The 22,279-nt window shown below is 67.2% G+C and carries 16 protein-coding genes; 13 read left to right on the top strand and 3 right to left on the bottom strand.

What is annotated here, in order from left to right:
* Position 1: 1 nt before the first annotated feature.
* The gene (locus ACYQ78_RS25515) at positions 2–487 is read right to left on the bottom strand and encodes an NADPH-dependent FMN reductase (RefSeq protein ID WP_459803437.1); all 486 of its coding nucleotides are present in this window, start codon (positions 485–487) and stop codon (positions 2–4) included.
* Positions 488–587: 100 nt separating this feature from the next.
* Positions 588–1,619 (bottom strand): MBL fold metallo-hydrolase, encoded by a 1,032-nt coding sequence (locus tag ACYQ78_RS25510; protein WP_459803436.1) that lies wholly within the window; start codon positions 1,617–1,619, stop codon positions 588–590.
* 174 nt (positions 1,620–1,793) lie between these two features.
* Here ACYQ78_RS25510 and ACYQ78_RS25505 point away from each other — a divergent pair, with 174 nt between their 5' ends.
* The 6 genes from ACYQ78_RS25505 to ACYQ78_RS25480 all read left to right on the top strand — a co-directional run bounded on the left by ACYQ78_RS25505 (position 1,794) and on the right by ACYQ78_RS25480 (position 10,790).
* Positions 1,794–4,325: a glycoside hydrolase family 9 protein gene (locus ACYQ78_RS25505; protein ID WP_459803435.1), complete on the top strand. Its 2,532-nt coding sequence runs from the start codon at positions 1,794–1,796 to the stop codon at positions 4,323–4,325.
* 62 nt (positions 4,326–4,387) lie between these two features.
* Complete coding sequence (locus tag ACYQ78_RS25500; RefSeq protein ID WP_459803434.1) at positions 4,388–5,029, top strand: B3/B4 domain-containing protein; 642 nt, start codon at positions 4,388–4,390, stop codon at positions 5,027–5,029.
* A 219-nt stretch (positions 5,030–5,248) separates the two neighbouring features.
* Complete coding sequence (locus ACYQ78_RS25495; RefSeq protein ID WP_459803792.1) at positions 5,249–8,923, top strand: multifunctional oxoglutarate decarboxylase/oxoglutarate dehydrogenase thiamine pyrophosphate-binding subunit/dihydrolipoyllysine-residue succinyltransferase subunit; 3,675 nt, start codon at positions 5,249–5,251, stop codon at positions 8,921–8,923.
* 66 nt (positions 8,924–8,989) lie between these two features.
* The gene (locus ACYQ78_RS25490; protein WP_169807516.1) at positions 8,990–9,166 is read left to right on the top strand and encodes a DUF6104 family protein; all 177 of its coding nucleotides are present in this window, start codon (positions 8,990–8,992) and stop codon (positions 9,164–9,166) included.
* An 80-nt stretch (positions 9,167–9,246) separates the two neighbouring features.
* Positions 9,247–10,044, top strand: a complete 798-nt coding sequence (locus tag ACYQ78_RS25485) for a DUF4097 family beta strand repeat-containing protein (protein ID WP_459803433.1) — start codon at positions 9,247–9,249, stop codon at positions 10,042–10,044.
* The gene (locus ACYQ78_RS25480; protein WP_459803432.1) at positions 10,041–10,790 is read left to right on the top strand and encodes a PadR family transcriptional regulator; all 750 of its coding nucleotides are present in this window, start codon (positions 10,041–10,043) and stop codon (positions 10,788–10,790) included. Before ACYQ78_RS25485 ends, ACYQ78_RS25480 begins: the two co-directional genes overlap by 4 nt.
* Before the next feature lie 95 nt (positions 10,791–10,885).
* On the opposite strand, the gene ACYQ78_RS25475 is transcribed toward ACYQ78_RS25480, so the two are convergent.
* Positions 10,886–11,848: a zinc-binding dehydrogenase gene (locus ACYQ78_RS25475; protein WP_459803431.1), complete on the bottom strand. Its 963-nt coding sequence runs from the start codon at positions 11,846–11,848 to the stop codon at positions 10,886–10,888.
* Between the two features lie 264 nt (positions 11,849–12,112).
* On the opposite strand from ACYQ78_RS25475, the gene ACYQ78_RS25470 reads away from it, so the two are divergent.
* The 7 genes from ACYQ78_RS25470 to ACYQ78_RS25440 all read left to right on the top strand — a co-directional run bounded on the left by ACYQ78_RS25470 (position 12,113) and on the right by ACYQ78_RS25440 (position 22,138).
* The gene (locus ACYQ78_RS25470; protein WP_459803430.1) at positions 12,113–13,222 is read left to right on the top strand and encodes a trypsin-like serine peptidase; all 1,110 of its coding nucleotides are present in this window, start codon (positions 12,113–12,115) and stop codon (positions 13,220–13,222) included.
* A 222-nt stretch (positions 13,223–13,444) separates the two neighbouring features.
* Positions 13,445–14,566 (top strand): trypsin-like serine peptidase, encoded by a 1,122-nt coding sequence (locus tag ACYQ78_RS25465; RefSeq protein WP_459803429.1) that lies wholly within the window; start codon positions 13,445–13,447, stop codon positions 14,564–14,566.
* A gap of 92 nt (positions 14,567–14,658) precedes the next feature.
* Entirely contained in the window at positions 14,659–15,852 is a 1,194-nt protein-coding gene (locus tag ACYQ78_RS25460) for a trypsin-like serine peptidase (protein ID WP_459803428.1), read from the top strand.
* 261 nt (positions 15,853–16,113) lie between these two features.
* Positions 16,114–17,313, top strand: coding sequence for a trypsin-like serine peptidase (locus tag ACYQ78_RS25455; protein ID WP_459803427.1), 1,200 nt, complete (start codon positions 16,114–16,116; stop codon positions 17,311–17,313).
* A 361-nt stretch (positions 17,314–17,674) separates the two neighbouring features.
* A complete protein-coding gene (locus ACYQ78_RS25450; protein WP_459803426.1) occupies positions 17,675–18,931 on the top strand; it encodes a trypsin-like serine peptidase in 1,257 nt (418 codons plus the stop codon).
* 401 nt (positions 18,932–19,332) lie between these two features.
* A complete protein-coding gene (locus ACYQ78_RS25445; protein WP_459803425.1) occupies positions 19,333–20,568 on the top strand; it encodes a trypsin-like serine peptidase in 1,236 nt (411 codons plus the stop codon).
* Positions 20,569–20,962: 394 nt separating this feature from the next.
* Positions 20,963–22,138: a trypsin-like serine peptidase gene (locus ACYQ78_RS25440; protein ID WP_459803424.1), complete on the top strand. Its 1,176-nt coding sequence runs from the start codon at positions 20,963–20,965 to the stop codon at positions 22,136–22,138.
* The last annotated feature ends 141 nt before the right edge of the window (positions 22,139–22,279 follow it).

The following is a 22,279-nucleotide window of genomic DNA, read 5'->3' as shown; positions in this document are numbered from 1 at the left end:
CTCAGCCGGGAAGCTGTCCGGCGAGCTGCTCGGCCCACGGTTTGAGCACGGCGTCCAGGTCGGCGATCTGGCTCTCCAGCACCGCCAGGCCCGGCGTCGGCACGATCGCGCCCAGCTCCACCAGCAAAGGCCGGAAGTGGAGTTCCACCGCCAGGGCGTGCTGGGCGCCGCCCATCACGAGCACCGGGATCGCGTGCTTCCCGGCCAGCGCGCGATGGCCCAGCCTGTCGAGGAAGACCTTGAGCAGGCCGGTGTAGGTCGCCTTGTAGGTCGGGCTCGCCAGCACCAGCACGTCGGCGGCCTTGACCAGGCCGAGCGCGGTCTCGACGGCCTCGACGGGCTCGGGCGCCAGAAGGTGGGGCGCCAGTTCGGCGAGGTCGATCACGTCACCGGCCGAGCCGAGGGCGGCCTCGGCTGCGCGGGTGGCCACGGTGAGGGTGCGCGACCCGCTGCGCGGGTTGCCGACCAGGGTGACGATTGCGCTCACTCGACGTCCTCGTATTCTTCGGCCTCGTCGTCGGGAAGGTCATACCAGAAGACGTCGCCGGGATATTCCAGGCTCATGGGGCGAATGTAGCACTAATTCCCTATCTGTAATATAGGTTTTCCTCACTGCGTAGCCGGCCGTGTGACTCCAGATAGATCAGGTGGGCGAGGGTCTCGTTGTTGGCGGCCCGGAGCTGGAACCCCTGGATCGTCTCCCACGGCCGCGACCACGTGAGCCGGGTCGCGATCTCCCAGCAGGTGAGCCCCGGCTCCTCCGCCACCACGCGCTCGATCTCGGCCAGCCGCTCCTCGTGGTGGCCGATCACGTACTCGATCCGGCCGAGCAGGTCGGGGAAGCGGTATTCGTGCGCGGGGAGCACCTCCTCGACGTCCAGGCGGCCCACCTTGCGCAGGGCGTCGAGGTAGTCGGCCAGCGGGTTGGGGGCCGACTGCGGGTGGAAGGCGACCATCGGGGTGATCTTGGCCAGCACGTGGTCGCCGGAGAAGAGCAGCCCGTCGCCGGCGAAGCACAGGTGTCCTGGCGAGTGGCCGGGCGTCCAGAGGGCGGTCAGATTCCATCCGGGCAGGTCGAGGCGGGTGCCGTCCTCAATGAGCCGGTCGGGGGCGCCCGCCGAGACCAGTTTCCTGATCGCCAGCGAGGCACCGGCCAGCTCGCGCGCCTTCTCCTCGGGGATGCCGCAGCGCAGCAGGAGCCGGAGTTCCCGGTCGGACAGGTCGTCGGGGTCCTCATAACGGCCGCGCAGCAGCCGGGCGTCGGCCGGGTGCAGGCCGATCCAGGCGCCCGAGTCCTCCCTGACCCGGCCGGCCAGGCCGTAGTGGTCGGGGTGCATGTGGGTGACCAGGACCGCCTTAACGTCGGTGATCGCGTAGCCCGCCGTCTTCAGTCCGGTCGTCAGGGCCGTGTACGCCTCCTCGGTGTCCCACCCCGCGTCGATCAACGCCACGCCGCCGGGGAGTTCGAGGGCGTAGACGAGCACGTACCGGAGAGGGGTGTCGGGCAGGGGCACGGGGATCGACCACAGGCCGGGGCGGACGCGCTCGACCTCGGGGATGCGGCCGGCCCGCCAGGCGGCGTGCTGGGCGGGGGCGGCCGGTTCGGTGGGTCTTCTCACGGACGAAGCGTACCGAACAAGATTCTGGTCCCTGAAAATTTCATCGGACATTCCGGACGTACGCCAGGTCGGCCACCACCCCCGACCTGCGGTTCTTGACCCTTGGCGAAACCCGTTGGAAACATCAGGTGCACCTGAGCCATGGGAGCGCTCCCATACCTGACGAGGTGCATCTTGACGCGACGTCTCACCGCCGTACTCACGGCGGCGGCGCTGGTCCTCTTACCAGTGACCACCGCCTATGCCGACGAAGGCCCGGAACAGATCCCCAACGGGACGTTCGACACGACCACCGCGCCGTGGTGGAACACCGGCAACGTCACCGTCGAACGCGAGGACGGCCGCCTGTGCGCCGACATCCCCGGTTCGACCAGCAACCCCTGGGACGCGATCATCGGCCTGGACGGCATCCCGCTGGTCGCCGGTGAGACCTACGCCTACCGGTTCTTCGCCTCGGCCGTCCCGTCGCGGGTGGGCCGGGCGCTGATCCAGCTCCCGGTCGACCCGTGGACGCAGTTCTTCGTGGCCAACCCCGAGCTGAGCGTGTCGGGCAACTCCTACGAGTTCACCTTCACCTCGCCCGCCAGCCTGCCCAACGCCCAGATCGCCTTCCAGCTCGGCGGCAGCGCCACCCCGTGGCGCTTCTGCCTGGACGACGTCTCCCTGCGCGGCGGCGCCGAGCCCGAGGTGTACGAACCCGACACCGGCCCCCGCGTGCGCGTGAACCAGGTCGCCTACCTGCCCAACGGCCCCAAGAACGCGACCGTCGTCACCGACGCGACCACGGCCGTCGGCTGGCAGCTCAAGAACTCCGGCGGCACGGTGGTGGCCAACGGCCAGTCCACCCCGCACGGCGTGGACGCCAGCTCGGGCGAGAACGTCCACAGCATCGACTTCGGCTCCTACGCGGTCGCGGGCGAGGGCTACACCCTGACCGCCGACGGCGAGACCAGCCGCCCGTTCGACATCTCCGCGAGCGCCTACGCCCAGCTCAAGCTGGACGCGCTGAAGTTCTACTACACCCAGCGCAGCGGCATCGCGATCGACGACGCGCTGCGCCCCGGCTACGGCCGCCCGGCCGGGCACGTCGGGGTCTCCCCCAACCGCGGTGACACCAGCGTCCCCTGCCAGCCAGGGGTCTGTGACTACTCGCTCGACGTCTCGGGCGGCTGGTACGACGCCGGCGACCACGGCAAGTACGTCGTCAACGGCGGCATCTCCGCCTGGCAGCTCATGAGCGAGTTCGAGCGCACCAAGAACGCCGCCACCGCCAAGACCATCGGCTCCCTGGTCATCCCGGAGAGCGGCGACGCGGTCCCCGACATCCTCGACGAGGCCCGCTGGGAGCAGGAGTTCCTGCTCAAGATGCAGCGCCCCGACGGCATGGCCCACCACAAGATCCACGACCAGGCCTGGACCGGCCTGCCGCTGATGCCGCACCTCGACCCGCAGCCGCGTGAACTCCACCCGGTCTCGACCGCGGCCACCCTGAACCTGGCCGCCACCGCCGCCCAGGCCGCCCGCCTGTTCGCGCCCTACGACGCGACCTTCGCGGCCAAGAACCTGGCCGCCGCCCGCAAGGCCTGGACGGCCGCCAAGGCCAACCCGGCGATCTACGCCTCCCCCAACGACGGCGTGGGCGGCGGCGCCTACAACGACGACAACGTCACCGACGAGTTCTACTGGGCCGCGGCCGAGCTCTACATCACCACCGGCGAGGCGGTCTTCCGCGACGCCGTGCTGAACTCCCCGCTGCACACCTCGGACGTGTGGCGCGAGCGCGGCTTCGACTGGGCCTCCACGGCGCAGCTCGGCCGCCTCGACCTGGCCACGGTGCCCAACGCGCTGCCCGGCCGCGCGGCGGTCCGCGCCTCGGTCCTGGAAGGCGCCGACAAGTACCTCGCGACGCTGGACGCGCACCCGTACGGCCTGCCGTACAACCCGCCCGACTTCGACTGGGGTTCCAACAACCTGGTGCTCAACAACATGGTCGTGATGGCGGCGGCGTACGACATCTCCGGCCAGGAGAAGTACCTCGACGGTGTCCTGGAGGGCATCGACTACATCATGGGCCGCAACGCCCTCAACATCTCCTACGTCACGGGCTACGGCGAGGTCAACGCCCACAACCAGCACTCCCGCTGGTACGCCCACCAGCTCAACCCCGACCTGCCCAACCCGCCGCGCGGCACCCTGTCGGGCGGCCCGAACTCGGCGATCCAGGACCCGATCGCCCAGGCCAACCTCCAGGGCTGCAAGCCGCAGTTCTGCTACATCGACCACATCGAGTCGTGGGCGACCAACGAGCTGACGATCAACTGGAACGCCCCGCTGTCGTGGATCTCCGCCTTCATCGCCGACCAGGGCGACGGCTCGGTGACCGCGCCGGGCGCGTGTGACGTGACCTACCAGATCCACGGCACGTGGCCGACCGGCTTCTCGACCCAGGTGACCGTCAAGAACACCGGCGCCACCGCGATCGACGGCTGGACCCTGGCGTGGTCGTTCCTGGGCGGCCAGAAGCTCGACCACGGCTGGAACGCCGACTACGCGCAGACGGGCGCGACCCTGACCGCGAAGAACGTCTCCCACAACAAGAAGATCCTCCCCGGCAAGTCGATCACCTTCGGCTTCAACGGGATCGGCGCGCCCGGTGCGAACCCGGTGCCCGACCTGTTCCTGCTGAACGGCAAAGCCTGCGCGTAGGCGCTCACAGTTCAGGGTCCGCGACTCCTCGGGGGGAGTCGCGGGCCCTTAGTGTGTGGCCCGTGCTGAACGACATCCACATCGACCAGGCGGTTCTCGACCTGCGGCCCGACTTCGCCGTGCTCCTCGTCGAGGCCGCCGGCTTCGTCAACGGCCCCTCCGACGACCGGTCCAGGAAGTGGCTGGCCAAGGCGGCGGAGAAGGCGGCGCCACTCGACGACAAGAAGATCGAGTCCTGGCGCGACGCCTACCGCGCCTTCGGGGCCAAGCCCTCGCGCACCCGCCCGTCGGTCGACGCCCTGATCCGCCGGATGCCGCTGCCCGAGATCAACCTGGTCGTCGACGCCTACAACTCCATCTCCGTCCGCCACACCCTCCCCATCGGCGGCGAGGACCTGCGCCGCTACGAGGGCCCGGCGAGGCTGGTGCGCGCCACGGGAGACGAGAAGGCCGACGAGGTGCTGGGCGACCCCGAGCCGGGCGAGGTCATCTGGCGCGACGACGCCGGGGTGACGTGCCGGCGATGGAACTGGCGCCAGGGCGTCCGCACCCGCATCACCGAAGAGACGGCCGACGCGATTTTCATCCTCGAACGCCTGGCCCCCATGACCATGGAGGAGCTGGCCACCGCCGGCGACGAACTGATCACGTTGTTGCACCTGATCAGCCCTGATGTCCGAACTTCGACACGCACAATCAGCTAGAATTACGACCAATATGACGAAAAGGGGACCTCGCCCTGACCAGTCGGTGGGGGTGCCTCTACCATCCTGGGGGGCTACCCGTGCGTGACCAGTTCGGACAGTCCTGGGAGCATAAGCGGGAGCCACGCGCCGGACGGCACTCGCCACCTGCCTGGACGAGTAGCCTTGGACAGGTTCCTTTACATCACCGCCGATCTGCGGAAGAGGGCGATTTCCGCCGTGTCGTCTGAGTCGTCGCGGACAAACCCGCTGGCAAGCTTTGGGCAAAACGAGTGGCTTGTCGACGAGCTGTACCAAAAGTACCTTCAGGATCCCGAGTCGGTAGACAAGGCCTGGTGGCACTTCTTCGCTGATTACAACGGGCAGGGCAAGGTCGCCCCGCCGGGCGACGCGACGCAGGCCGCCGCTCCCGCACCCGCAGCACCGGCCGCCCCTCCGCAGCCGCCGAAGGCCCCCGCGCCTGAGAAGAAGGCCACCGCGGCTCCCGCCGCCAAGCCCGCCGCGAAGGCCGAGGCGCCCAAGGCGCCCGCCGGCGCGGTCGAGGAGAAGCTGCGCGGCGCCGCCGCCCGCACCGCCCTCAACATGGAGGCGTCGCTGGCGGTCCCGACCGCGACCAGCGTGCGGGCCGTTCCGGCCAAGCTGCTGATCGACAACCGGATCGTGATCAACAACCACCTGTCCCGCGGGCGTGGTGGCAAGATCTCCTTCACCCACCTGATCGGCTACGCCATCGTGCGGGCCCTCGAGGCCATGCCCGAGATGAACCACGCCTACGGCGAGGTCGACGGCAAGCCGACGCTGATCCGGCCCGAACACGTCGGCATGGGTCTGGCGATCGACGTCCAGAAGAGCGACGGAACGCGCCAACTGCTCGTGCCGTCGATCAAGGGCGCCGAGTCGATGGACTTCCAGCGGTTCTGGACGGCCTACGAGGAGATCGTCCGCAAGGCGCGCGCCGGCAAGCTCGGCGTCGACGACTTCCAGGGCACCACGATCTCGCTGACCAACCCCGGCACCATCGGCACGGTCCACTCGGTCCCGCGCCTGATGCCCGGTCAGGGCACGATCATCGGTGTCGGCGCGATGGAATACCCGGCCGAATACCAGGGCGCCTCCGCGGAGACCCTGTCCCGGCTGGCCATCAGCAAGGTCATGACGATCACCAGCACCTACGACCACCGCATCATCCAGGGTGCGCAGTCGGGTGACTTCCTGCGGCGCATCCACCAGCTGCTGCTGGGCGCCGACAACTTCTACGACGACATCTTCGAGTCGCTGCGGATCCCCTACGAGCCGGTCCGCTGGACCGTCGACGTCTCGGCCTCCCACGACAACGACGTCGCGAAGTCGGCCAGGGTCATCGAGCTGATCCACGCCTACCGCGTGCGCGGCCACCTCATGGCCGACACCGACCCGCTGGAATACCGTCAGCGCAAGCACCCCGACCTCGACATCACCAAGCACGGCCTCACCCTGTGGGACCTGGAGCGCGAGTTCCCGACCGGTGGTTTCGGCGGCCGGGCGCTGATGACGCTGCGCGAGGTCCTCGGTGTGCTGCGCGACTCCTACTGCCGCACCGTCGGCATCGAGTACATGCACATCCAGAACCCCGAAGAGCGGGCCTGGATCCAGGCGCGGGTCGAGAAGCCCCACGCCAAGCCCGACCGCGACGAGCAGCTCCACGTCCTGGCGCGGCTCAACACCGCCGAGGCGTTCGAGACCTTCCTGCAGACCAAGTTCGTCGGGCAGAAGCGGTTCTCGCTGGAGGGCGGCGAGTCGCTGATCCCGCTGCTCGACTCGGTGATCGCCGCGGCGGCCGACGAGCAGCTCGACGAGGTCGTCATCGGCATGGCCCACCGCGGCCGTCTCAACGTGCTGGCCAACATCGTCGGCAAGTCCTACGCCCAGGTGTTCGGCGAGTTCGAGGGCAACCTCGACCCGCGCAGCGCCCACGGCTCGGGCGACGTGAAATACCACCTGGGCGCCAACGGCGACTTCCTGTCGCCGTCCGGCAGGCGCATCAAGGCGTCGGTCGTCGCCAACCCGTCCCACCTCGAGGCGGTCGACCCCGTCCTCGAAGGCGTCGTGCGGGCCAAGCAGGACCTGCTGGAGATGGGCCCCGAGGGGTTCACCGTCCTGCCGGTGCTGATCCACGGCGACGCGGCCTTCGCGGGCCAGGGCGTGGTGGCCGAGACGCTGCACCTGTCGCAGCTGCGCGGCTACCGCACCGGCGGCACCGTCCACATCGTGGTCAACAACCAGGTCGGCTTCACCACCAGCCCGGAGGCCTCGCGTTCGTCGGTCTACGCCACCGACGTCGCGCGGATGATCCAGGCGCCGATCTTCCACGTGAACGGCGACGACCCCGAGGCGGTCGTGCGCGTGGGCCGGCTGGCCTACGAATACCGCCAGGCGTTCCGCAAGGACGTCGTGATCGACATGATCTGCTACCGGCGCCGGGGCCACAACGAGGCCGACAACCCCAGCTTCACCCAGCCGCTCATGTACGACCTGATCGACGCCAAGCGGTCCACCCGCAAGCTCTACACCGAGGCCCTGATCGGCCGCGGCGACATCACGGTCGAAGAGGCCGAGCGGGCGCTGCGCGACTACCAGGAGCAGCTCGAGCGGGCCTTCACCGAGACCCGCGAGGCCGCCAAGAAGCCGCTGGAAGAGGGCGCGGTCGTCAAGCCGCCCACCGACGAACTGATCGAGTGGAGCCACGACGACACCAAGACGGCCATCTCCGACGAGACCGTCAAGCGCGTCATCGACACCCAGCTCACGCTGCCCGAGGGCTTCACCGTCCACCCGAGGCTCAACCCGGTGCTCCAGCGGCGCGGCGCGATGGTCGAGGAAGACGCGATCGACTGGGCGACCGGCGAGACGCTGGCGTTCGGTTCGCTCCTGCTCGACGGTCACCCCGTCCGCCTGGCGGGCCAGGACTCGCGGCGTGGCACCTTCGGTCAGCGCCACGCGGTGCTGGTCGACCGGGTCACCGGCGAAGACCACACCCCGCTGAAGACGTTCAACGAGGGCGTCACGAAGTTCTACGTCTACGACTCGCTGCTGAGCGAGTTCGCGGCGCTGGGCTTCGAATACGGCTACAGCGTGGTCCGGCCCGAGGCGCTGGTCCTCTGGGAGGCCCAGTTCGGCGACTTCGTCAACGGCGCCCAGTCGATCATCGACGAGTTCATCTCGTCCGGTGAGCAGAAGTGGGGCCAGCGGTCGTCGGTCGTGCTGCTGCTGCCGCACGGCTACGAGGGCCAGGGTCCCGACCACTCCTCGGCCCGCATCGAGCGCTTCCTGCAGATCTGCGCGCTCGACAACATGACCGTGGCCCAGCCGACGACCCCGGCGAACTACTTCCACCTGCTGCGCTGGCAGGCCCTGTCCGACCGGCGCAAGCCGCTGGTCGTCTTCACGCCCAAGTCGCTGCTGCGCCACAAGGCGGCGGCGTCGGCGACCGCCGACTTCACCTCCGGCACCTTCCAGCCGGTGCTCGGTGACACGACGGTCGACCCGGCGGGCGTGCGGAAGGTCGTCCTGTGCTCCGGCAAGATCTACTACGATCTCGCCGCCGCACGCGACAAGGGTGGCCACACCGACACGGCGGTCGTCCGGATGGAGCGGCTCTTCCCGTTCCCCGAGCAGCCGCTGAAGGCCGAGCTGGCCCGCTACGCCGACGACGTCGAGCTCATCTGGGCTCAAGACGAGCCGGTCAACATGGGCCCGTGGCCGTTCCTCGCGCTGAAGCTGACCGAGCGGCCCGAGGGCATCAACGGCCGGCGTCTGCGCCGGGTCTCGCGGGCGGCGAACTCCTCGCCGGCGGCGGGCTCCCACAGCGCCCACGACAACGAGCTGCACGCCATCATCACCGAGATCTTCGGCTAAAGATCGCAACAGTCCGGGAGGCCCTCCGTGACGGGGGGCCTCTCGTCGTTTCCAGGAGCTTCACGCATGTACTTCACCGACAGGGGCATCGAGGAACTCGTCGAGCGCCGGGGCGAGGAAGAGGTCCAGATCGTCTGGCTGGCCGAACGCCTCCGCGAGTTCGTCGACCTCAACCCCGACTTCGAGACCCCGATCGAGCGCCTGGCCACCTGGCTGGCCCGCCTGGACGACGACGAGGACTGACCGTCCCAACGCGATACATCTTGACTTTCCGCCAACGCGACATATCGTGTCTTTAGGCACTTCGCGGAAAGGGCGGCGTCATGCCGAAATGGACGATCGACCAACCCGACCAGCTCACGTTCGACCCCGTCGACCGCCTGAGCGTGCGCATCGTGGCGGGCCACCTCGCCGTGCTGGCCAGTGACGGCCCGCCGAGCCTGGAGATCAGCGAGATCGGCACCGACCCGCTCCACGTCGAGCACGACGACGGCCATCTCACGGTCACCTACGGCGACCTGAGCTGGGAGGGCGTGCTCGGCTGGCTGCGTCCGGGGGGCGGGCGCCGGTGCGTGATCACGCTGACCGTGCCGAAGACCTGCCGGGTCGAGGCGGGGGTGATCTCCGCGGGGGCGGTCGTCGCCGGCTTCGAGGGGCGCACCCGCGTGCGCGGGGTGTCGGGCGACATCGTGCTCGACGGGGTGAGCGGCGACGTCCACGCGGAAACGGTGTCGGGTTCGGTGGAGAGCCGGGCGCTGGCCGGCGACCTGTCGTTCACCAGCGTCTCGGGTGAGCTGACCGTCGCCGACGGCACGCCCCGGCGCCTGCGCGGCCACACCGTGAACGGCGACATCACCGCCGACCTGACCCTCGGCCCGACCGGCCACGTGACCCTCAACACGGTCTCGGGCTCGATCTGGCTGCGGCTCCCGAGCGGCACCGACGGCGACGTGACCTTCCGTTCGATGTCGGGCACTCTGGAGTCCGCCTTCCCCGGCCTCACCTACAACGGTCACCCCGGCTCCCGCACTCTCACCGGGCGCCTCGGCGGTGGCATGGCCTCGCTCAACGCGACCACGGTCTCGGGCGGCGTGACCCTGCTCAGTAAGGAAACAGAATGAGTCCCGTCTTCGGCCACGGCAGGCTCCGGCTCTACCTGCTCAAGCTGCTGGAGGAGAGCCCGCGCCACGGCTACGAGGTCATCCGCCTGCTGCAAGATCGGTTCCTCGGCGTCTACTCCCCCTCGCCCGGCACGATCTACCCACGCCTGGCCCGGCTCGAGGAAGAGGGCCTGGTCACCCACGAGGTCGTCGACGGCAAGAAGGTCTTCACCCTGACCGACAAGGGCCGCGCCGAGCTCAACGCCCGCCTCGACGAACTGGCCGACCTCGAACGCGAGATCACCGCCTCGGTCCAGGACATCGCCCGCGAGGTGAAGGAAGACGTCCGCCAGACGGTCCGTTCCCTGCGCCACGAGCTGACCACGATGGCCCGCACCATCAACCAGGAGACCACCACCGGCTCGCCGAAGGACGAGTGGAAGCGCCAGCGCGAGCGCCAGAAGGAGGAGTGGTCCCGCCAGAAGCAGCAGTGGAAGGCCGAGTCCGACCGCTGGAAGGTCGAGTGGCAGCGCATCTGGACCGACACCTGGGCCATGACGGGCTTCCCGATGCCCGGCAACGGCTCGGTCGACGACGCGAGGGCGACGGCCAACGACGCCGAACTGGGGCGGTTCCTGGCCGACTTCGTCTCGGAGATCCGCTCGGAGGCCGCAGAGACCCGCATGAGCGACGCCGACCTGGCGGCCTGCAAAGCGGTCCTCAACGAGTCGGCCGCCCGCCTGAAGTCGATCCTCGACCACGACTGAGCCCTTCCCGCCGGGCATGGTCCGCCCGGCCGGGAAGAACCCGAAGCGGGCGGCCCGGCCACAGTCATGGCGGCCGGGCCGCTCTTCCACTCGTCCTAGAGGGTGAAGACGACCTTCCCGAACAGGTCGCCCTTCTCCATCGCCTCGACGCCCTCGCGGGCCTCGGCCAGCGGGAGCACCCGGTCGACCAGAGGCCTGACCCCCGTCTGCTCCAGGAAGATCGCCAGCCGTTCGAGCTGGTCACGTGTGCCCATGGTCGAGCCGACGATCTGCTTCTGCAGGAAGAAGACCTGGGCCAGGTTGGTGGGCGCGACCATTCCGCTGGTCGCGCCGCAGATCACGACCCGCCCGCCGGGCCGCAGCGAGGCGATCGAGTGGTCCCAGGTCGCCTGGCCGACGCTCTCCATCACGGCGTCGACCCGCGCGGGCAGCCGCTCGCCGGTGGCGAAGGCGCGGTCGGCGCCGAGCTCCAGGGCCTTGGCCCGCTTCTCCTCCGACCGGCTGGTCACCCACACGCGGAATCCGGCGGCCCGGCCGAGCGCGATCAGCGCGGTCGCGACCCCGCCCCCGGCGCCCTGGACGAGCACGGTCGCCCCCGGCTCCAGGCCCGACTTCTCGAAGAGCATCCGGTAGGCGGTCAGCCATGCCGTCGGCAGGCAGGCGGCGTGCTCGAAGCTCAGCGCGGCCGGTTTGGGCACCAGGTTGCGGCGGGGCACCACGACCTTCTCGGCGAAGGTCCCCTGGTGGAGTTCCGACAGCAGCGTCCGTTTGGGGTCGAGGGTCTCGTCGCCGTTCACCGGCTCGCCGATCACGGCGTGGACGATGACCTCGTTGCCCGCCTCGTCGACGCCCGCGGCGTCGCAGCCGAGTGTCATCGGCAGCCGGTCGGGGCTGATGCCGATGCCCCGGAGGGTGAACAGGTCGTGGTGGTTGAGCGCGGTGGCCCGGACCGTCACCGTGGTCCAGCCCTCGGGGACGGCGGGCTCGGGCCGCTCACCCACGGTCAGACCCTTCAGCGGATCGTTCGGATCGGCGTGCGCCGCCGTGACTGCGATCATGTCCAGAACATTACTCTATCCCTGTTACGAGAGTGACGAAAGGGATCGAAACCCGCCACGAATAAGACGTAAACCGATTCGGCAAACCAGGGATCACCTGCGGAAATGCCATTCATAACGGCGGCGCATGAATAACAGAAAGGCCAATTGACCCCGCCCTCTCGTTATATCTGCGGCGTTGACCGTGATCACGTCATTAACGTTCGGAGCTGTTTCCACGTATTTGGGACGCACCCTCAATTCGTCCCATGGGAAAGGACTTCGATGATCTCCCGAGCACGTCGTCTCTCCATCCCCCTCGCCGGCGCGATGATCGCGTTCGGCGTGGTGGGCACGGCCTCGTCCGCCACGGCCACGGCACCCAGTGACGTGACCCAGAAGGCGGCCCCCACCACGGCCGCCGCCGCGGCGAACTTCTGGACCCCCGACCGGCTCCGCGCCGCGAAGGACCGCACCGAAGAGCTGGGCAACGCGGTCATCGGCTCGGGTCGCCCGAGCAACGCCGAGCCCGACGGCAAGGCCGGCGTCGTCCCGCCGATCGGCGGCGAGAAGAAGGCCACCCCGGCCACCAAGCAGGTCAACCTGCCCAACACCGTCGGCCGCGTCTTCTTCACGCTGCCCGGCAAGAACCCGCTCGACCCGAAGAACTGGAAGTACTGCTCCGGCACGTCGATCCAGGGCAAGTTCCGCAACGTCGTGGCCACCGCCGGGCACTGTGTGTACGACCCGGCCAGCAACCGCTTCTACGACAACTGGGTGTTCATCCCGTCGTACTGGGACGGCACGCAGGCGTGGGACGGCAAGGCGCCCTACGGCATCTACCCCGCCACCTGGTACCAGGCGCACGACGACTTCGTGGTCAAGGAGGACTTCGACTACGACTACGCGTTCGTCAACGTCGCCTCCGGCTACAAGGCCAGCTGGGAGAAGGTGGACGGCAAGTACAAGCTCGTGAAGAAGGCCGTCGGCCGTCTCGGTGACAACGTCGGCGGCCAGGGCTTCACCTGGAACCGCAGCACCAAGACCAACGTCTTCTCCTTCGGCTACCCGGCCGGCCCCCACCCGGACGGCGACCGTCCGTTCACCGGCAAGACGATGAAGTGGTGCTACGGCCAGACCGCCTCCATGCCGGCCGCGCCGAAGTTCAACGTCCAGGAGCACGTCGGCATCAAGTGCGGCATGACCGCCGGCGCCAGCGGCGGCCCGCTGCTGTGGAACTACAAGAGCAAGACCCGCACCGGTTACCTCTACGGCGTCAACAGCATCGCCTGGGACACCGACGGCAACGACCGCTACGACCGTCTCTCCTCGCCGTACTTCAACAGCGAGACCTACGACGTCTACAAGGTCGCCGCCAACCGCTGGACCGCGTAACCCCCTGAGAACACGGGCACCCGGGAGACGATCCTCGTCTCCCGGGTGTCTTTTTTACGTCTGCCGTAGCTTCGGCCCGATGTACTGGGACGCCACGGAGACGCGTTCGGTTCCCTCGAATTCATAACGAGACAGCCAAGAAGCTGTGCCTGATCACCGATGATCTGGAAAAATCACGCCTTACGATCGATACCTCCGTCCCGAGACCCCCGAGAGGCCCTCATGACCAGGCGGATCACCCTTGCCGCGGGCGGCGTCGCCGTCGCGCTGGGTGCCGCAGGTCTGCTCTCGGCCTGGAACCCGGCGATCGCCCCGGCCGCCACCGCCGCGCCGCGCACGGCCCCGCTGATGGAGGTCTCCGCCCAGGAGGCCGCGCCGCCGCCGGAGAAGCACTTCGGCAAGGGCGTGATGGGCTACCCCCTCGCGGCGATCACCTCCGACATGCAGAGGGTGGCCGCCTACTGGACGCCCGCACGGCTGAAGGAGGCCAGCACCTACGTCCCGGCGTCCAAGCCGTCGGCGACGGGTGCCAAGCAGGCCCCCTCGATGGCCGAGCTCTCCGAGGACACCGCGCTGCTCGGCGCCCCCATGCAGGCGGCGGCCGCCTCACCCCAGCCGATGGTCGGGAAGGTCTTCTTCAAGCTGGGCGAGAAGGAATACTGGTGTTCCGGCTCGGTCGTCCACTCCAAGAACCGCAACCTGGTCGCCACGGCCGGGCACTGCGGCTGGTCACTGGGCCAGAACAAGCCGGTCGAGAACTGGATCTTCATCCCGTCCTACGCCAACGGCTCCACCGACGACGGCATCTACGTCGGCCACACCCTTTATCTGCACGAAGACTTCTCGGGCGCCGGCGACTACGACCGTGACTACGCGTTCGTCACCGTCTACCGGGGCTTCACCTGGAAGGGCACCCAGCGGGTGCAGGGCGGGCGGCTCGAAGACAGGGTCGGCGCGCTCCAGTTCTCCTCGACGAAGGGCCGCGCGCGACCGGTGACGGTGTTCGGTTATCCGGCCGGCGCCCACCCCGACGGCACCCGCCCCTTCAACGGCCAGACCGTCCAGTCCTGTTCCGGTACGACCACCGCCACCGTCGCCGCGGCCCCCACCTATCTCCTGGAGAACGGGGTGCTGCTGAACCCGTGCAAGTTCACGGCGGGCGCGAGCGGCGGCCCGTGGGTGCTGGGCTGGAACCCGGTGCGGAAGACCGGGTTCCTCAACGGGGTCACCAGCCTCACGTGGAACATCGACGCCGACGGCAAGCTCGACGCGGCGTCCTCGCCCTATTTCAACGCGGTGACCGCCCGGGTCTACCAGCAGGCCGCGAAGCAGGCGACGGGCTAGATAAGCGCCCTGCAAGCGCGAATAAAGTAGAGATAAAGTGCCGGAATTTACCTTCATCACAGCACACCCTCTGTCATGAAGGAGCATCTCTGATGCGATCCCGCGCGAAGCACCTCGCCCTCCTCGGCGCGACCGCCGGTCTCCTCGGTGCGGGCCTGGCCGTCCCGTCCGCGGCCAGCGCCGCCCCCGATGAGGCGTCCGACCCGCTGGCCGGCAGCGGCATCGCCGCCTGGAACATCGTCGCCTTCTGGTGGGGCCAGGAGAAGGCCAACCTGAACGCCGCCACCCCCTACGACGTCGAGACGAAGGTCGTCGCCAAGCACCTGTCCAAGGGCGGTCCGTCGGCCGACGGCAAGCCCGGCCTGGTCGCCCCGATCGGCGGCGCCGGTTCCACCACGTCGAAGAACGTCAACCTGCCCCGCACCACCGGCAAGGTCTTCTTCCTGGACGCCGACAAGAACCCCCGCTGGTGCACCGCCACCTCGCTGCAGTCGAAGTACCGCAACCTGGTCGCCACCGCCGGCCACTGCGTCTACGACACCGAGTCGAACGCCGCCACGATGAAGTACTGGGTGTTCGTCCCGGCCTACTACCAGGGCAAGACCCCTTATGGCGTGTACGTCGGCAAGCAGGCCTTCACCCACTACGACTTCGACGTCTACGAGGACTTCGACCGCGACTACGCCTTCGTCACCGTCTACAACGGCCTGAAGGCCCCCCACGACGGCGGCCCGCTCGACGGCGACTGGAAGAAGGTCTCCAAGAGCGACTGGGACAAGTACCGCTCCTACGGCACCTACCCGTGGCTCGTCGACAAGTACACGAAGAAGGTCGGCTCGAAGTACTACATCTGGAAGTTCGTCGACGCCGGCCGCCTGGGCGACAACGTGGGCGGCCAGGGCTTCGCGTACAACCAGAAGAAGAACGTCAAGGACTACGTCTTCGGCTACCCGAGCGGCGCCCACCCGGACGGCAACCACGCCTACACCGGTCAGACCCAGAAGTGGTGCTACGGCACCACGTTCCCGGCCTCCGCGTCGGCCATCAAGGCGGAGGAGCTGATCGGCGTCAAGTGCAGCTTCACCGGTGAGGGCTCCTCGGGCTCGGCATGGATGTACAAGTACAGCAACACCAGCCGCAAGGGTTACCTGAACGGCGTCACCGCCGCCGTGTCCGACACCGACGGCAACGACCGCATCGACGTCAGCCTCTCGCCCTACTTCGACGGCGAGACCTACGGCATCTACAAGCACGCGGCGAACCTCTGGTCGGGTTCGATCGCCTAGTCAGCACCGAAACGGGCCCGGCCGCCACGGCCGGGCCCGTTTTTCATGCCAAGACGAATTAGACGTACATGACGGGATTTCGGTGCCATCGATTTTTGTGATTTGAGTCACATCGTGATCTAGATTTCACAGCCGTCAGTCAAGTGCCCACCTGCGACGATGCACGCACAAGAGCCCCAATGGCCCGGTGAGGCCGCTTTGGACATGCGGAACATCCCGCATATGTTCCTGACCGTCCCTTTACCAAGACATGGAGCACCCTTGAAGCGCACCCTCGCCCTCTCCGGTGTGGCGGCCGGCCTGCTGGCCTCCGCCCTCGTCACCCAGCCCGCCTCCGCGGCGGGCGACGTGGCGAGCGACCCGCTGGCCAAGACCTCCCTCGCGGCCAAGAACGTCGTGGCCTACTGGTTCGCCAACAAGTACGCCAACCTCGTCGGCTCGACGCCCTACAACGCCGAAACGACCTTCAAGGTCAGCAAGCACGTCTCCACCGGCGGTCCGGCCGCCGACGGGAAGGCTGGAACGGTCCCGGCCATCGGCGACGAGAAGAAGGCCACCGGCTCGTCGAAGAACGTCAACCTGCCCCGCACCACCGGCAAGGTCTTCTTCCGCGGCGGCGACGGCAGGCCGCACTGGTGCACCGCCACCTCGCTGCAGTCGAAGTACAAGAACCTGGTCGCCACCGCCGGCAGCTGCGTCTACGACACGGTGACCAACAAGGCCACCCTCGACTATTGGGCTTTCGTCCCCGGCTACTACCAGGGCAAGACCCCCTGGGGCATCTACGTCGGCAAGACCGCCTACACGCACTACGACTTCGACGTGTACGAGGACGGCGACCGCAACTACGCCTTCGTCACCGTCTACAACGGCCTCAAGGCGCCGTCGTCGGGCCTGCCCGCCAAGGGCTCCGAGTTCGCCAGGTGGATGCGGACCGAGAACACCAAGGAAGTCTCCAAGGCCGAGTGGGAGACCTACAGCAAGGAGATCCGCTCCCCCGGGGCGGTCAAGGGCAAGTACTACGTGATCCGCTTCACCGACGCCGGCCGTCTCGGCGACAACGTCGGCGGCCAGGGTCTGGCCTACAACCAGAAGGTCGGCCAGAACGTCTACGTATTCGGCTACCCGAGCGGCTCGCACCCCGACGGCAACCACGCCTACACCGGCCACACGCTCAAGTGGAGCTACGGCAAGACGTTCAAGGCGAAGGCGTCGGCCGTGAAGGCCGAGGAGCTGGTCGGCGTCAAGTCGTCGTTCACCGGTCAGGGCGCGCTGGGCTCGGCCTGGCTGAGCCAGTACAAGAGCACCCGCCGTCTCGGCTACCTCAACGGTCTCACGAGCGGCGTTTCTGACACCGACGGTAACAAGCGCATCGACACCTCGGTCTCGGCCTACTTCGACGGCGAGACCTACGGCGTCTACAAGGCCGCCGCGAACCTGTGGAGCGGCTCGATCGCGTAGCCCGTTTCCCTGCGAAGGCCCGGCCGTCACGGCCGGGCCTTTTGCTGTTTACGCCCAGTTCCCCCGAATTCCTGTGATTTAGGTCACACTCCCATGATCTTCTCAGGAACGTGTGGTTTTCTGCGCGCCCCCACCTTCACCCGCCGACGGCCCGGAGCTGCGCCTCCACCCCCTCGACCTCATTGACAAACCTGTCAACACAAGGTCATTCACATAACAGTGATATCTCCATCACTCAGGGTCATATCTGGAGCTCAGAGATCCCTACAGCCACAAAGACCACGGCTGTATGGTCCACCTCATCCCTTTCCTGACGCATGGGACGCAGCTGCGGCCCACGTACAGACCAAGGAGTTCCCCCATGAAGCGCACCCTCGCCCTCGGTGGCGTGGCGGCGGGCCTGCTGGCCTCCGCCCTCGTCACCCAGCCGGCTTCCGCCGCCGGTGACGTCGTCAGCACCCCGCTGGCCTCCACCGGCATCGCGGCGCAGAACATCGTCGCCTACTGGACGGCCTACAACCAGGCCAACCTCGTGGGCGCGACCCCCTACGACGTGGAGACCCAGGTCGTCAGCAAGCACGTCTCCAAGGGTGGCCCGACGGCCGACACCAAGCCGGGTGTCGTCCCCGCCATCGGTGACGAGAAGAAGGTCGCCAGCACCTCGAAGAACGTCAACCTGCCCAAGACCACGGGCAAGGTGTTCTTCCTCGGTTCCGACGACAAGCCGCACTGGTGCACCGCCACCTCGATCCAGGCCGCTTACAAGAACCTGGTCGCGACCGCCGGTCACTGCGTCTACGACGTCGAGTCCAACTCGGCGACGCTGGACAACTGGGTCTTCATCCCCGGCTACTACCAGGGCAAGACCCCGTGGGGCATCTACGTGGGCAAGCAGGCCTTCACCCACTACGACTTCGACGTGTACGAGGACGGCGACCGCAACTACGCGTTCGTCACCGTGTACAACGGCCTGAAGGCCCCGCACGACGGCCCGGCCTACACCGACCGTGACCACCCGAAGTACCCGAAGTGGTACGACAAGAGCGGTGGCGACGGCTGGAACGACCTCGGTGGCTGGGTCGAGGTCACCAAGGACGTCTACGACCAGTACTGGGGCAAGGACACCTTCAAGGGTGACGCCGTGGTCTGCATCGGTCGCGGTGGCAAGAAGCACTACTTCGTGTGGAAGTTCGTCGACGCCGGTCGCCTCGGCGACAACGTCGGTGGCCAGGGCCTCGCGTACAACCAGAAGATCGGCCAGTCGGTCTACGTCTTCGGTTACCCGAGCGGCAAGCACCCCGACGGCAACCACGCCTACTCGGGCCACACGCTCAAGTGGAGCTACGGCAAGACCTTCGCCGCCAAGGCCGCGGACATCAAGGCCGAAGAGATCATCGGCGTGAAGTCCTCGTTCACCGGTGAGGGCTCGCTGGGCTCCGCCTGGATCTCGCAGTACAAGAGCGCTCGTCGTCTGGGCTACCTGAACGGCGTGACCATCGGCGTCTCCGACACCGACGGCAACAAGCGCTACGACACCTCGGTCTCCTCGTACTTCGACGGCGAGACCTACGGCGTCTACAAGGCCGCTGCCAACCTGTGGAGCGGCTCGATCGCCTAAGCGGTCGACAGCTGTACGCGAAAGGCCCGATCGTCACGATCGGGCCTTTTGTCGTTTCCGACATTCCGATGAGGGTTCCCGTCAAACCCGGATCGGTTCCATCGAACCGGTGTGATTTACATCACATTCACATGGTCTTCTCAGATTCATGTGGTTCCCTACGCCATTTCACCCGACACGCCCCCGCGGCATCAGAGCTGCGCTTCTGCCCACCGAACCTCATTGACAAACACATCGACAAGTTGTCATGAAGATCACGGAGATATCTCGGCGCCAGGGGGTGGCCCAAGAGCCTCAGCGATCGCTTCAGCCACAAAAGATCGCGGCTGTAAGGTCCACTCATCCCTTTCCTGACGCATGGGACGCAAGATGCGTCTCACGACAGACCAAGGAGTTCCCCCATGAAGCGCACTCTCGCCCTCGGTGGCGTGGCGGCTGGCCTGCTGGCTTCCGCTCTCGTCACCCAGCCGGCTTCCGCCGCCGGTGACGTCGTCAGCACCCCGCTGGCCTCCACCGGCATCGCGGCCAAGAACATCGTCGCCTACTGGGCCGCCAACAAGGCTGCCAACCTCGTGGGCGCGACCCCCTACGACGTGGAGACCCAGGTCGTCGGGAAGCACGTCTCGACCGGTGGTCCCACCGCCGACACGAAGCCCGGCATCGTCCCCGCCATCGGTGACGAGAAGAAGGTCGCGACGACCTCGAAGAACGTCAACCTGCCCAAGACCACGGGCAAGGTGTTCTTCATCGGCGCCGACGACAAGCCGCACTGGTGCACCGCCACCTCCGTCCAGGCCGCGTACAAGAACCTTGTCGCGACCGCCGGTCACTGCGTCTACGACGTCGTGAACAACAAGGCGACCCTGGACAAGTGGGTCTTCGTCCCCGGTTACTACCAGGGCAAGACCCCGTGGGGCATCTACGTCGGCAAGCAGGCCTTCACGCACTACGACTTCGACGTGTACGAGGACGGCGACCGCAACTACGCGTTCGTCACCGTGTACAACGGCCTCAAGGCTCCGCACGACGGCCCCGCCTTCGGTTACAAGGTGCCCAAGGGCATCGACGGCGGTTCCGGCTGGGCGGACCTGGGTGGTTGGGCCGAGGTCACCGAAGAGGTGTACAAGCAGTACTGGGGCTTCGACACCTTCAAGGGCGACACCTTCAAGCTGGAGTGGAAGGGTAAGACCTACTACTTCGTGTGGAAGTTCGTCGACGCCGGTCGCCTCGGCGACAACGTCGGCGGCCAGGGCCTCGCGTACAACCAGAAGGTCGGCTCCGCGGTCTACGTGTTCGGTTACCCGAGCGGGTCGCACCCGGACGGCAACCACGCGTACTCGGGCCACACCCTCAAGTGGAGCTACGGCAAGACGTTCGCCGCCAAGGCCTCGGACATCAAGGCTGAGGAGATCATCGGCGTCAAGTCGTCGTTCACCGGTGAGGGCTCGCTCGGTTCCGCGTGGATCACGCAGTACAAGAGCGCTCGTCGTCTGGGCTACCTGAACGGCGTGACCATCGGCGTCTCCGACACCGACGGCAACAAGCGCTACGACACCTCGGTTTCCCCGTACTTCGACGGTGAGACCTTCGGCGTCTACAAGGCTGCTGCCAACCTGTGGAGCGGCTCGATCGCGTAAGTGGTCGACAGCTAGACGAAGGCCCGGTCGTTACGACCGGGCCTTTTGTCGTTCCCGGAATGAAGTTTCGGTTAAGTCCCGGATCGGTTCCCTCGTTCCCAGGTGATTCACATCACATTCTCAGGATCTTCCAAGATCGATGCGACCGCCCACCAGGCGTGCGGGGCCCGCTTCGATGGCGTCTGAGCTGCGGCGATGTGCCCACAGAGCGTCCTGACAGAGTGGTCAACAGCGAGTCGTCATGATCACTGAAAGATCACGGCGTCTCAGAGTGACCATGAACCCCAGAGATCGCTCCAGACCCATCCAAGATCGGCTGTAGGGTCCATTCATCCCCCTTTCCTGACGCAAGGGACGCAGGATGCGGCCCGCGTACAGCCCAAGGAGTTCCCCCATGAAGCGCACCCTCGCCCTCGGTGGCGTGGCGGCCGGCCTCCTCGCCTCCGCCCTCGTCACCCAGCCGGCTTCCGCCGCCGGCGACGTTGTCAGCACCCCGCTGGCCAACAACCTCGTCGCGGCCCAGAACATCGCCGCTTTCTGGTGGGCCGAGAACATGGCCAACCTGAAGGGCGCGACGCCTTACGACGTCGAGACCCAGGTCGTCAGCAAGCACGTCTCGACCGGTGGCCCGACCGCCGACACCAAGCCGGGCATCGTCCCCGCGATCGGTGACGAGAAGAAGGTCGCCAGCACCTCGAAGAACGTGAACCTGCCCAAGACCACGGGCAAGGTGTTCTTCCTCGGCGCCGACAAGAAGTCGCACTGGTGCACCGCCACCTCCGTCCAGGCCGCGTACAAGAACCTCGTCGCGACCGCCGGCCACTGCGTCTACGACGTGGAGTCCAACAAGGCGACCCTGGACCACTGGGTCTTCGTCCCGGGCTACTACCAGGGCAAGACCCCGTGGGGCATCTACGTCGGCAAGCAGGCCTTCACGCACTACGACTTCGACGTGTACGAGGACGGCGACCGCAACTACGCGTTCGTCACCGTGTACAACGGCCTCAAGCTGCCCCACGGCGGCCTGAAGGACGTCACCAAGGAGAACATCGGCTCCTGGAACGAAGTCTCCTCCGACCAGGCCAAGCTGTACGCGTGGTACCTGAAGAAGTTCAAGGACGGCAAGTGGTACGTCTGGAAGTTCTTCGACGCCGGTCGCCTCGGTGACAACGTCGGCGGCCAGGGCCTCGCCTACAACCAGAAGGTCGGCTCGGCGGTCTACGTCTTCGGTTACCCGAGCGGCAAGCACCTCGACGGCAACCAGGCTTACTCGGGTCACACCCTCAAGTGGACCTACGGCAAGACCTTCGCCGCCAAGGCCGCCGACATCAAGGCCGAAGAGATCATCGGTGTGAAGTCGTCCTTCACCGGTGAGGGCGCTCTCGGTTCCGCGTGGCTCACGCAGTACAAGAGCGCGCGTCGCCTCGGCTACCTGAACGGCGTGACCATCGGTGTTTCCGACACCGACGGCAACAAGCGCTACGACACCTCGGTTTCCCCGTACTTCGACGGTGAGACCTTCGGCGTCTACAAGGCTGCTGCCAACCTGTGGACCGGCTCGATCGCGTAAGTGATCCGCAGCTAAGACGAAGGCCCGGTCGTTACGACCGGGCCTTCTGTCGTTCCCGGGCCCGTTCCTTGATCTTCGGAAACGGTTCCATTGATCGGGTGTGATTTACATCACACTTCTGGACTCATGTCCGGTTGCTTC

It is taken from the genome of Herbidospora sp. RD11066, from assembly GCF_054661255.1.
This window is presented reverse-complemented; position numbering and strand designations above follow the sequence as displayed.